This window comes from Gardnerella sp. DNF00747 (genome assembly GCF_049262675.1).
Taxonomy (GTDB): domain Bacteria; phylum Actinomycetota; class Actinomycetes; order Actinomycetales; family Bifidobacteriaceae; genus Bifidobacterium; species Bifidobacterium swidsinskii.
In genome coordinates this window covers 41,106-54,140 of record NZ_CP058394.1, presented here as the reverse complement: position 1 = coordinate 54,140, position 13,035 = coordinate 41,106, and the positions used below count along the sequence as shown (strand labels likewise).

Genomic DNA, 13,035 nt, shown 5'->3' with positions numbered 1-13,035 from the left:
AAGACGCCTCCCATTGTTTATTGCATAATAAATTTTATAAATTATTTATTTTGCGGGCTGCGGATAAGATAGTCAAATGCAGATAACGCAGCATTGGCTCCAGAACCATACGCTGTAACAATCTGCTTATACGGTTCGTCTGAACAATCTCCAGCAGCAAAAACACCCGGAGTATCAGTGCATCCAGCGCGATTCGTAATAATTTCTCCTCGATTATTGAGAGAAATATTATTTACAAGCCAACGAGTATTCGGAGCTAAACCAATTTGCACAAAAACCCCATCGGTTTCAACAATATGTTCTCTGTTTTCATCATCGTCTGCTTTATTGCGATCTATGTAACGTATTGCAGTAACTTTACTACCATTACCTTCAATACTACTTACGGCAGCACTCGTAATAACTTCAGCGTTAGGTAATTTATGCAAAGTATTAAGCAATACTTGATCAGCTTTAAGCACATCCATGAACTCAACCACCGTCACATGTTTTGCAACTCCTGCTAAATCAATAGCAGCTTCAACACCAGAATTTCCGCCGCCAACAACGACAACATTCTTATCTTTGAAAAGTGGGCCGTCGCAATGAGGGCAGAATGATACGCCTCTATTCCTATACTCATCTTCTCCAGGAACGCCCAACGTACGCCAAGTCGCGCCAGTTGCAATAATCACTGCACGCGCTTTCAAAGATCCGCCAGAACGCGCATGAATAGTATGTAACCCATATGGTTCCTTAGATAAATCGAGCGAGTCTGCCCAATCAGGAGTAAATACGTCAATATCGTATTGAGAAATATGCTTAGTTAAATCTGCTGCTAGTTGAGAACCAGTCGTATGCGTTTGGGAAATATGATTTTCAATACTTTCAGTTTCTACAACCTGTCCGCCACGATGATCCATAATCATAGCCGTACGCAAACCCTTACGAGCAGTGTAAATTGCGGCAGCAGAAGCAGCAGGACCGCCGCCAGCAATAACAATATCGTATGGATTTTGCGAATTCATTTTTTCTGCGAGCGCAACATTTGCCGAAGAAACGCTATTACCATTATTGCCATTCTCATTTTGCTCAACAGATTTTTCTTGTGATGCAAGCACAGATACAAGTTCGTCAATTCCTGCCCGTCCGGAGGAAACAAGTTTGCCATTTTCAAAAACTGCTGGCACGCTCATTACACCGAGTTTATCTACTTCTTCACGGAAAGCGCTACCTTCAACTACAGTATGCTGAATTTTAGGGTTAATAACAGAAATGGTATTAAGCGATTGCACAACTTCTGGGCAATTCAGGCAAGTTACCGACATGTATGTTGTCACATTGTGTGAACCAAGCTTTAGTATTGCATTGCGTTGCTCATCACTAATTTTTGGCGCATAGCCACTTACTTGTAGAAGTGCTAGTACTAAAGAGCTGAATTCGTGCCCTAAAGGCAATCCCGCAAAACTAATCGATACAGTGGATTCTCCATTTACTGGATTATCTAGTTTTCTACGCAATTCAAAGCTTGGCTTACGTTTTACATTGCTAATTTCATTATTATTTACTTCAGAAATACTAATTTTGTCACTTTGCTGAGATACTTCTTCTAGTAAGGATTTAACTTTTTGAGATGTTTCAGAATTATCAACGTAAGAAACGATCTCTATTTTAGATACCATCTTTTTTAGTAATTCTGAAAGCTGAGCAGTTAATGACGCATTCAACAAAGACATAATTTACTTCCTTCGGTAATTTTAGTCACAAGTAAAAATAAGCGAATGCGTAGGAAACTATGAACGTAGCTCCCTACGCATTGAGAATATTCTTTAAAAAAAAAGATTCTTTAATATTTAATTGCAAAAATCAGATTTTGCCGACTAAATCGATAGAAGGTTCCAAGGTTTCTTCGCCCTGCTCCCATTTTGCTGGGCAAACTTCGCCTGGGTGCGCTGCAATATACTGTGCTGCTTTAACTTTACGAAGCAGCTCGTCGGCGTTACGACCAATTCCGTCTGCGGTCATCTCAAAGAACTGAATCACACCTTGCGGATTCACGAGGAATGTAGCTCGGTGAGCTAAACCGGATTCTTGATTCCAAGCGTCAAAATTACGCGAAAGAGCTCCGGAAGGATCACCCAACATAGTGTACTTTACTTTTGCAATTGCTTCAGAATCGTCATGCCATGCTTTGTGTACAAAATGTGTATCCGTAGAGACTGAGTAAACTTCAACGCCTAGCTTTTGCAATTCCTCATAGTGGTTTGCAAGATCTTCCAATTCAGTTGGGCATACGAATGAAAAATCAGCTGGATAGAAGAAGAAAATTGCCCATTTGCCAAGAACATCAGTATCACTTACTTCAACAAATTCGCCATTCTTATAACCATTTACTTTGAATGGAAGAATATGTGTGTTCATTAAACTCATATCATTCTCCTAAATAGGTCATTTGCGCCTTCGTTGCGCTTTTATTTTCATTATTAAGAATAGATTATGGCTATTGATAATTCTAGTTATATAGATGTTTTCTATGACTCTTATACACATCGTCAATGATTTTAGTAAACAAAAAAGGAGCAACAACATTTATTTAGAAGTATGGACTTTTGTTTATGTAGACTATACAATTGATGAACTGTGTAGAATAGCAATTGTGGCGGCAAAATAAATTTCGATTAATTTATATAACGCACGTAGTTAACAAAGAGGTGCTACAAATCGTAAACAGTCGTCCTATACATTTGTTGACTACAAAACTAAACAAAATATGGGAGGATACTATGAAACGCAATGCAGTAACAGGGTTTTTAACTAGCCTATGCATGCTCTTGAGCCTATCTGCTTTCGCAATGCCAGCAATGGCAACAACCGCAGATAATTATGCAAAAACTCCACTTACTGCTGAAACAGCTAAACAAATCGCAAATGGAACTATAGGCTTAGATTTACCTGGGGCTTTGGATATGTCTTTATATCACAAGAAGCCTCTTGATCCACAAGCTGATTTAGATGGTGACGGCTTAACTAATAGTCAGGAAATTTACACTTACACTAAAGACGGTAAGACTTATTATGGGTACAATTCTCACCCTATGATGAACGATACCGATGGCGATGGTATTCCAGATAATCAAGACAGCAATCCTCGCAGGTGGGATATTAGTCCTCGCGATATGGCTTTATTCTCTGAACTTTCTTATCGAGATGATAATTACATAAATAAGGTACTCGATTACACTAAACCGCTTCACGACATTTACAAAAATCGCAGTGAGTACCGCCTTATGCACAACGAGCTTGCACCATTCTGGAAAGTTAAGGAAACCTACCACAAAAGGGGAGGATTTGATGCTGTTTTGTTTGAAAATGTAAGTCCATACCCATTCTTAGAACAAGGCACTGTTCAAGTACTAGCAATTCGTGGAACTTCCCAATTTAATGATTACGATGATGATTTTGCAATAGCTGTAGGTCATAACCCAGATCAAGCTAAAGATGTTGAGCAGTTGATTGAGCGTTATGGTCGCGAAAATACTGTTAGCAATTTGTATATTACCGGACATTCCCTCGGAGGATATCTTGCACAGCGTGCTTTAATTCGTGCTAAAGGCAAAGGCTACAACTGGATTAAGAAAATTTACACATTCAATTCACCACAAATTTGGGGAAATATTTTCAACCGTTGGTTGCGTGCCGTCGCCAATACTGGCGATAAGCTCACTCGAGAAGGTTACGCTGTTCATTACAAAGTAGACAACGACAAGGTTATTCGTTCTGTTGGCAATTTTGCTGGAGCTATAAGCGTCAGCAATTCTGCGCAAGGACATAGCTCTCGAAGCTATCTTGAGGCCCGTATGAACAATTTCCCAGGTTTCACCGTAGGTACTAGAGGAGATATTTCTGGCACTGGACGTTGGATGGAAGAACTTAACAACTTCTACGATGTTCGCACGTTCTAATTACTGCTAATTAATGATTATTAATTAGCACCAGCAATAGATAGCTATCTCGTGTAATTTATTACACAATAAGCTAAGTGCTGATTTACCGATGATTCATTAATATCACAAGCAGCTCAGTGCTTTTCCTATATCAATTAATCTAATGAAATTCTTTCCTATTACACCGCATCAGCTTAAGTATTAACTTTTGGTACTTATTAAAATTATCTGATTCAACTAGATACAATTTTATAAAGTTGTTAAATCTGATAAAACCAACACGTTGAGCTAAATCTGTTGTGCTGCTGGCAAAAATATTTTCAAAATAAAGTAGAAGTCTGTACAAAAAGTAAGGAATAGCAGTATGAGAAAAGTAAGTACCGTTCACACAATTAGTGGAATTGTATTAACTTTTGGTTTGATCATTTCATCGCTGGTTTACATACCTTCGCTAGCAACAACCGCAGCGGCAGAAGAAACATCACCAGTGCACGTACCTCTTACCGCACAAACCGCTCACGACATTTCTACTGGTCGAATTCGTTTGGAAAATAATCAGATTGATTCTTTGCTTTACCATAAAGCCGCGCTAGATCCAGATCAAGATAGCGACGACGACGGTCTGAAGAACAGCGAAGAGCTTTACACTTACGTAAAAAACGGACGCACATATTACGGATATAATTCGCATCCACTTATTAAGGACACCGACGGCGACGGATTAGATGACAAAAACGATAGCAATCCTCGCAGGTGGGATATTAGCCCTCGCGATATGGCGCTTTTTATGGAGCTTGTGTATAGGGAAGACAGCTACGTCAAAGAAGTACTTGACTACTCAAAACCGCTCAGGATTATTTATGAAAATCGCAATGAGTACCGCCTTATGCACAACGAGCTTGCACCATTCTGGAAAGTTAAGGAAACCTACCACTTCGGGAGTGGGTTTGACGCTATCCTTTTTGAAAATGTGAATCCTGCGTACCCATTTATTAAGCAAAACGGCGTGCAAGTATTAGCAATTCGCGGCACTAAAGGCGCAACAGATGTATGGAATGATGTCTTGCTTGGAACTGGCTCAAACCCAGGCCAAGCTGCTGATATAGATAAATTAATTGATGAATATAAACAAAAGAACACTGTAAGCAATTTATATGTTACAGGTCACTCTTTAGGTGGGTACTTAGCACAAAGAGCCTTAATTCGAGCTAAAAGTAGTGGCGCAACTTTTAATATTAAAGCTTATACTTTTAACGCTCCGAGAATCAAAGGTAATATATTCAACAGATGGCTTTGGGAAACATCTGATTTTGGCGATAAACTAACTAAAGAAGGTTATGCCGTTCATTATAAAGTTGATAACGATACAGTAATAGGCGGAATAGGAAATTTCGAAGGTGCAATAAGCGTAGGAAGTTCTGGAGCCGGTCATGGATCCAGAAGCTACTTTGAGCCTAGAATGAATGCTTTCCAAGGATTCACAGTTGGCGAACGCAATAAAATTGAGGGAACCGGTCGCAAAATTGATGCACTCGACGGATTAGTTAACGAACCAGTTATTAAAACTGACGAACAAGCTTTCGAACCTAAAATTACGAATATTGACATTATGGAAAATGATCCATTGCCAAAAGGCACAACAATAAAGCATCTTCTTAATCCTAACGATATACCGCAAGGCTCTACCATTACAGACATTACAGAATACGACAAAATTGACACTTCTCAATGCGGCAACTACGAAGGGAAAATACTACTCGTACTATCTGGTAGAATATTAGAAACTATTATAATTCCAATAACTATTCATAAACGATTGGCTAATATCGAGGAACTTCCAAATGTTACTGCTGAATCCGGCAAGAAAATAGAAGTCAAAAAAGACAATAAAATCCCCGATAATTTCGACTTCAAACCATACTTAAAAAACTTACCAGAAAACAGCACAGTACAAGTTGTAAAACAACCAAACACAACAAACACTGGAGAAACAACATTTATTGTAGAAATAACCTTTGCAAACAAAGCAAAACAGAAAGTAACTCTTAAAGCTCACATTGTAGAAATCATTCCAGCAACACCACTAAACCCAGCTAAAAAGAGTATTACGTGGTCCGAGTTAATTCCTGCAAAGAAATCAACACCATGGACCGAGCTAACACCAGCGACGCCAGTGACACCAACTCCAACACCAACTCCCGTACCTCCGACACCTGTACCACCAACACCGGAACCAACGCCTGCGCCTAAACCAGAGTCACAACCTGTTCCACCAACACCAGAATCTCATTCTGACAACAGTGAACACTCTAGCAATGGCGAACCTGATAAGTCTGCAAATAGCACAACCCCACAGACTAATAAGTTCGATCAAGACCATAAGGAAATTCCAAGCATGGGATTTCCCGAACCAACACATCCTTCCAAAACTCTACAAACTCCTGCAGTTAGTAACGATTCTATGCGCGAAAACCACATAGAGCTTAACGCAAACTCAGAATCACACACATTACAGCAACAGATTCCATCAGCACCAAAGAGTATTGCAGATTTACTTCCAGCGTTGTGCAACACTCTCACCGTCGGGAATAATAACATTGCTTATGCGGGAAAAAATAACCATATCACTGTTACAGTAAATGCAACATCAGAATTCATGCGCAGATTACAACTAGAAAAAGCAGTAAAAGCTTATGCCTACATATATTCCAACCCTAAACTTCTTTATAGCGCAAATGGAATGAAATATGTAACAGTTCACATTAATGAATATGGCAGAATTGTATTCGACGTAGTTATCCCAGAAGAATATAAAGGCAATCATACGATTGTCCTTATTGACGAAAACGGTAAACAAGTTGCGTGGACGAATACTTTAGTAAAGAAAGACCCTCATTTACACAAACAATCCACAATAGCCAATAATGCACTCCCTCGTACTGGAATACAAATAATTCCAATTGTATTTAGCGTTGCATTAATGCTGTTTGCTAGCACAATTGTGACAATTGCAAGAAAAAGAAAGTTTAACTAACGCGTAAGTTGTAGTTTTTATACATCCAATGTACAAAAACTACAACTTATACAATTTTACAATCTGAATGGAGCGGATGACGGGAGTCGAACCCGCCTCTGAAGCTTGGGAAGCTTCCATTCTACCGATGAACTACATCCGCATGCTGTAACTAAAAGCAAACTAGTTTCAACAACCATCTAAGGGTATCATGCACAGCTTACCGCTTCAATATTTAGGAATCAGTTTATGAACTCAATAAACAAGACAAGCAAGTTCAACAAACAAAATATTCATGCAGCAATGCTCATTAAACGCCCAATCCTATCCTGAACAGTAGGACGCGCAGTACACAAACGCACAAGCGCAGGAGCGTTATTATTCCACGGACAAATAATCATCAAAGAAGCAACAGCCTGCAATCCAGCAGTAGATTTCATCTCGTGAAGCTGCATGCCGTAAGTAATTTTATTAAGTGCGGAAGCAAGCGCAGCAAAATCTCCAGTAATTTCACTACTTCCCTTATCTGCGTCAAATTCACGCGAACCAGGAATAATTGCATTGATAATAACAGAAGCAATAGGAGCGAATAAAATATTCAAAAATTTACCAATAAATTTGCAATACTTGCGAATATCACGACGATATGTATCACCGACATAAACAAGCCAAGAACCAACGTACGTTAATACTGTTGCTGTAGCAGTAGCCAGCGAAGAAGCGAGAATATCATGATTATAAATATGAGTTAATTCATGACCAATAACACTACGTAACTCGCGCTCGTTAAGAATATTAATCAAACCACGAGTACAACATATACTCGCATGACGCTCACTTCTACCAGTTGCAAAAGCATTAGGACTTTCGTAGGGAGAAACCATTACTCGCGGCATAGGTTTACCAATTCGAGCAGATAAATCTCTAACCATTGCGTAAAGCACAGGCTCTTCTTCTTCACTAACCTCTGTAGCATGCATAGCAATAATCGCAAGCTTACTTGAGCACCAATAAGCAAAAACACTAAATGCAATACCAGGAATAATGAACCATATTAGTGAAGACAGATGCGAGCCAGTAAGAACCCAACATAAGGCAAGAAAAAGCCACACAACAACAAAAAATAGTGCGGCTTTTAAGCTGCCATAGTGTATTCTCAAGCCTTTCAACATATGAGCTATCTTAATAATGCGAACTTAAATTTTTCTGAATATATACTGCGTATTTACTAACTACAAACTTAAATACTAAGTAATATTTTCAGTTTATTTAGGGCATTATTTGCTACCTAAAGCAATATTTACAAGTTCAGAAGCTGAAACAACTTTCTTTCGAGTTCTCTGCTCATTGGCTCCAAGTTCACGCTCATAAGAGTCAACTCGCTTCCAACCGGCGTAATCAATTGGTTTAATGCCCTTTTCTGCCAATAATTTATCTATAGAATTTTCATCGCGATCAGGTGCGATTCGCCTAGCATTGCCAGCTTTAGATAAATCTTCAAGCATATTATTAACAATCAAAAGAGCATCAGATTTTGTAGAGCCGATTAATCCTACCGGCCCACGCTTAGCCCAGCCAGTTGCATACAATCGCTCACGAACTTCGCCATTTTCTACAGACTCCACTAAGCGCCCATCAATATTTGCAAGCAAAGTACGCTTTTCGTCGTAAGCAATACCTGCAACTTCTGCAGGATGGTAGCCAATGGCATGGTATACAGCTTGAACGGCGTATTCCTCGAACTCTCCAGTACGAGTCATTTTGCCATCGGCGCTTGTAGTCGTGCGCTCAACTCGTATTGCCTTCACATGTCCATCTTCACCAAGAATTTCTACCGGCGCACAGTTGAAGTGGATAATATAGCGTTTGTTGGCTGGCTTCCCCTCAAAATCAACGTTTCCGCCATCTTCCATATCTTCAGCCATATCGCGAATAGCGAAAAGCTCCTCAACCATTTGACGCGTGAGCTTATCGTTACCGGCTACTTCAATAGTCTCATCGTCAAGTTCAAAATCATCCTCATTAATAACAATTTGCACTCCGGATAACTTTTCCATTTCGCGCAATTCTTGAACAGAGAATTTTGCTTGGGCAACTCCACGACGAATAAATAAATGCAAGGTTTGGGTTTTATTTTTTTGCAATCCCTCATACACGTCATCTGGAATATCCGTATGAGCGCGCAAATAATCAGGATCTCGTAAAAGCTCACGAGCAACATCCATTGCCACATTTCCGCCACCAATAACAGCTACTTCCTTGGCTTCAAGCGGCCATTCTCGATTGCTAGTTGGGTATCCATCGTACCATTCTACGAATTTTGCAGCTCCGTACACTCCGTCTAAATCGGCACCTGGAACTCCTCGAAGAGGCCTATCTTTCACAGCACCCGTTGCAAATAACACAGCATCATATCTATGAAGTAAATCTTCTAATGCAATATCTTTACCAAATTCAACATTTGCATAAAGATGAATATTTGGATTATCAAGCGTCTTTTCAAGCGCATCCGCAATAAATTTGATACTTGGATGGTCAGGAGCTACTCCGTAACGCACTAAGCCGAAAGGCACTGGCAATTTTTCAAAAAGATCAATGCGAGCGCTAGAGCCTAATCCCAATTCTTCTCCACGCTTTGCAATCTGACGTAAGAAGATATCGGAAGAGTACACTCCTGCAGGGCCTGCTCCTATTACAGCAATACGCAGTTGAGATGTTTCTTGTGAAACATTTTCGTTTAAGTTATTTTTTTCCATTATTATCCCCATATTGAACTGTATTATACGGCACTTTTCGCCGTTTTCGCGCTATTTAGCGCGGCCTACAAGCATAGGTTGCCTCAATCACTCAGCAGCGTAACTGTAAAGCGTTTATATGTAATTCTTCGCCAGAAATAAGTTACGTACAAGCTTGAGCCGTTACCGTTTGCAGCTAACTCGTATGCTTTCATAATTAGACTAGCGCATTACTTCGTCTTACAACATACTCAAACGAATATTATTAAAGATGTCGTAATGAATATCGTAAAAATATTGCCAAAAAATATTTTTATTTTCGTTCGCGCAATGCTGTTAAAGCCCACATAATAGCAACAACATCAATTGCTTCTTGCATCATTGCGCCAATAACTGCTGGAATAAAACCGAAAGCCGCAAAAATCATACTTATAATTGCTAATCCAATGCCCATCAATACTGACTGAACCATAACGCGTTTAGTATGTTTTGCTACTCTTATTGCGCTTGCAACAGAAGAAATATCATTGTTCATAATAACTACCTGTGCGCATTCAGATGCTGCCGTATCTGTGCCATCCGTTACTGCTACGCCAATATCGGCAGCTGCAAGCACTGGAGCATCGTTTACACCATCTCCAACCATCATTGTTACAGTTGAATTTTGCTTATTTTTATACGCATTGTAATTATGTTTTTTTACATGCGCTAATTTATCTTGCGGAAGTAAATCTGCATATATTGTTTCAATTCCAACACTTTTACCAATTGTTGTTGCAGCTTGCAAACTATCGCCAGTAAGAATAGATATTGAGCGTGCACCAAGTGTACACAATGCGTCAATGGTTGATTTCGCGTTATCGCGCGGCACGTCTTTTAATACGATTCTTCCTACCAGCACGCCGTCAAAAGACACGTAGGTTGCCATTTCGTCTGCTGCAAGAGATTTGCCTATAGTTTGATTCGCGTTTTGCTCTGTAACGTACTTGCGTCTGCCTACACGTACTAAAATACCGTCTACAACGCCCTGAATACCCTGACCTGCAGTTTCTTTAACACTGTGCACTACAGGGTATTCTCGCACGCTAGGAAGCTGCGGAACCGACGATGGGTGAGCATTTTCCCACAAGCTTGCTCCCGCTTTAGCAATACCACCTGCAAGTATGTGCTGAGAATACGTCTCTAGAACACCTGCGAGCATTACAATACGATCAGCCTTCTGGGTAGTATCGATTACGTCTACGTTTACAACTTGCGGCTGTTTTACAGTCAACGTGCCAGTTTTGTCAAAAAATACATCTGTTACACGACTTAATTGCTCAAGCACATCCTGACTTTTAACAACAATTCCAAGTTTCGCTAAACGCCCAGTTCCAGCCATGCACGCAACCGGCACCGCAATAAGCAGCGGGCAAGGAGTTGCCAAAACTAGCACTTGCGCAAATCTAAGAGCATCTCCAGAAAAGCCCCAAGCAAAACCAGCAATTACAAAAGACAAAACAGTAAATGGCACAGATAACATGTCTGCAAATCTAACTACTGCAGCTTTAGAAGACCTAGCAGACTCAACAAGCTGCATGATTTTCTGATACTGCGAGTTTTTAGACAGCTTTGTTACGCGCATAATAAGCACAACTCCACCGTTTACACAGCCTGAAAGCACTGCAGCTCCCGCATAGACTTCTCTAGGAACGGATTCTCCGTTAATAGCACTTGTGTCTAAAATTGCAGAACCGCTTAACAGCTCACCATCAACTGGCACAGTTTCGCCAGGAAGCACAATAATTACGTTTCCAATATTTAATTCATCAACTGGAACCGTTTTGTAACGCTGCAAATTTGAGGAGATTTCGCCGTCTGTAGACGCTTGCAAAAATGGACAAATATTGTGTTTATAGTCGCAATTTTGCTCGCTAATATTAGATTGCTTAGAATTAGCGGCATCCACTTTTCTGAATTCAGCATGCCGGCACAGAACACACGAGCTAGGCTTGCACTGATTTTCACTCAAACATGGCGGTTCGTATGATTCATCATTTGCTTGATTATTATCCATTTCATGCTCAATACCTGGCAAAGTCATAAGGTGAGCAGTTTTTGGAGCTGCGCTTACTAAAAGAGACAGATTGCGCTGGGCTTTCATATGCGCAAAATCTTCAATTGCCTCTCCCGTCCAAACCATTACAACAATCAAATAGCTTGCCCAAAACTCACCAATACAAAGCGTTGCAAGTAATGCAACAAAAGCTAGCAAATCAATGCCTAAAGTTCCGCGCAATAAATTTTTAATCATGTTGCGCAAAGAAATAAGGCTGGTATACAAAACGAGAATAGCGATAATAGTTTTCCCGATACTAAGACTTATGGAAATATCGCAACCAAGATTTAAGAAATCAAAGATTTGCTGCGAAAGATTAGATATTTGCTCACAGAAAGTAGTTAATATAGGCAAATTATACGAGTACAAAGCCACAATAAACGGAAAAGCAAGAATTACGACTGTTAATTGAGGTGCACGACGGCAATATGCTAAAAGTTTACGCATACACTTTCCTTACGCTGATCAGGTTAACCGCTTAAGACGCTGCCAACACACGATTTCACGCCTTGTTAACCCATTGAGAGCAGATTTGATTTAGCTGCGCTCAATACACGGCGTAAAGATATTCATGTTTATTTATATGTGATTAGTATACCAATAGGCCTTGATGAGAAGCATTCTCATGTAAATATTATGCTTCCAAAAAAGCACCATAATGAGTTCCAACAATTACTAATTGTACTATTTGAATTATTAAATTAATAAGTTTATGCTTCATATCTTTTTAAAATTTAGGTTATAGGCCAATTTATTTGCCATAGATTCGGCCTATAACCCTAAAATTTACTGTTCTTTAGTGAAAAGAGTTCTTACAATTTTGAAAAGCATAAATAATAGACGTAGTGTGATATATGTTGCTACGAATGTTGCAAGCCAAATCATAATATTTTGAATATTCCAACCTTGACCTTTAACAAATGAAGCTACTAATAAAGAAACTACGCCAGCAGAAATATCAGCAATATTTTGTTTTATCTTATAAATCATTTTTTACATCCTTCCGTCTAAAATGAAAACCTTTATGGTTTTCATCTCTCTTTAATACCTTTCAAGTTAACAATATATTGTGTATAGTTCCACAGCAAAATATATGCCGCAATCTCTGGGAAGAGATTCAACTATTTAAACATTTTTATATTTTTTACAACACTGACAAATATCAGGGTGTCACCCTAATTTTATTAGGGGTAATCAGTAAAAAATTGGGTTATTCCCCAAAAATTGAATGGGCACGCGACAAGAAAGAAATTGATAAACAAAAAG

The 13,035-nt window shown here is 39.4% G+C and carries 8 protein-coding genes and 1 tRNA gene; 2 read left to right on the top strand and 7 right to left on the bottom strand.

Annotated elements, in window-relative coordinates:
* Positions 1-41: 41 nt before the first annotated feature.
* Positions 42-1,715: an alkyl hydroperoxide reductase subunit F gene (gene ahpF / locus HXT32_RS00220; protein WP_422118967.1), complete on the bottom strand. Its 1,674-nt coding sequence runs from the start codon at positions 1,713-1,715 to the stop codon at positions 42-44.
* 130 nt (positions 1,716-1,845) lie between these two features.
* Positions 1,846-2,409, bottom strand: a complete 564-nt coding sequence (ahpC, locus tag HXT32_RS00215; RefSeq protein ID WP_012913675.1) for an alkyl hydroperoxide reductase subunit C — start codon at positions 2,407-2,409, stop codon at positions 1,846-1,848.
* A gap of 353 nt (positions 2,410-2,762) precedes the next feature.
* Between ahpC and HXT32_RS00210 the strand changes: the two genes are divergently transcribed.
* Both HXT32_RS00210 and HXT32_RS00205 read left to right on the top strand, forming a co-directional pair.
* A complete protein-coding gene (locus HXT32_RS00210) occupies positions 2,763-3,941 on the top strand; it encodes a lipase family protein (RefSeq protein WP_012913676.1) in 1,179 nt (392 codons plus the stop codon).
* Between the two features lie 346 nt (positions 3,942-4,287).
* Positions 4,288-6,957, top strand: a complete 2,670-nt coding sequence (locus HXT32_RS00205) for a Rib/alpha-like domain-containing protein (protein WP_422118966.1) — start codon at positions 4,288-4,290, stop codon at positions 6,955-6,957.
* Between the two features lie 68 nt (positions 6,958-7,025).
* Here the strand turns inward: HXT32_RS00205 and HXT32_RS00200 are convergent.
* The 5 genes from HXT32_RS00200 to HXT32_RS00180 form a co-directional block, all read right to left on the bottom strand.
* Positions 7,026-7,099 (bottom strand) — tRNA-Gly (locus HXT32_RS00200).
* A gap of 130 nt (positions 7,100-7,229) precedes the next feature.
* Positions 7,230-8,108 carry a M48 family metalloprotease gene (locus HXT32_RS00195; protein WP_076002503.1) on the bottom strand — a complete coding sequence of 293 codons (879 nt, stop codon included), beginning with the start codon at positions 8,106-8,108 and terminating at the stop codon, positions 7,230-7,232.
* Between the two features lie 105 nt (positions 8,109-8,213).
* Positions 8,214-9,692: an FAD-dependent oxidoreductase gene (locus HXT32_RS00190; RefSeq protein WP_103013741.1), complete on the bottom strand. Its 1,479-nt coding sequence runs from the start codon at positions 9,690-9,692 to the stop codon at positions 8,214-8,216.
* A 292-nt stretch (positions 9,693-9,984) separates the two neighbouring features.
* Positions 9,985-12,216, bottom strand: a complete 2,232-nt coding sequence (locus HXT32_RS00185) for a heavy metal translocating P-type ATPase (protein WP_102703281.1) — start codon at positions 12,214-12,216, stop codon at positions 9,985-9,987.
* Between the two features lie 339 nt (positions 12,217-12,555).
* The gene (locus tag HXT32_RS00180) at positions 12,556-12,759 is read right to left on the bottom strand and encodes a hypothetical protein (protein ID WP_012913681.1); all 204 of its coding nucleotides are present in this window, start codon (positions 12,757-12,759) and stop codon (positions 12,556-12,558) included.
* Positions 12,760-13,035 lie beyond the last annotated feature (276 nt).

Coding starts and splice junctions, on each gene's coding strand:
- HXT32_RS00180 (WP_012913681.1), bottom strand. CDS start 12,759: ATGATTTATAAGATAAAACAAAATATTGCTGATATTTCTGCTGGCGTA.
- HXT32_RS00190 (WP_103013741.1), bottom strand. CDS start 9,692: ATGGAAAAAAATAACTTAAACGAAAATGTTTCACAAGAAACATCTCAA.
- HXT32_RS00205 (WP_422118966.1), top strand. CDS start 4,288: ATGAGAAAAGTAAGTACCGTTCACACAATTAGTGGAATTGTATTAACT.
- ahpC (WP_012913675.1), bottom strand. CDS start 2,409: ATGAGTTTAATGAACACACATATTCTTCCATTCAAAGTAAATGGTTAT.
- HXT32_RS00195 (WP_076002503.1), bottom strand. CDS start 8,108: ATGTTGAAAGGCTTGAGAATACACTATGGCAGCTTAAAAGCCGCACTA.
- HXT32_RS00185 (WP_102703281.1), bottom strand. CDS start 12,216: ATGCGTAAACTTTTAGCATATTGCCGTCGTGCACCTCAATTAACAGTC.
- HXT32_RS00210 (WP_012913676.1), top strand. CDS start 2,763: ATGAAACGCAATGCAGTAACAGGGTTTTTAACTAGCCTATGCATGCTC.
- ahpF (WP_422118967.1), bottom strand. CDS start 1,715: ATGTCTTTGTTGAATGCGTCATTAACTGCTCAGCTTTCAGAATTACTA.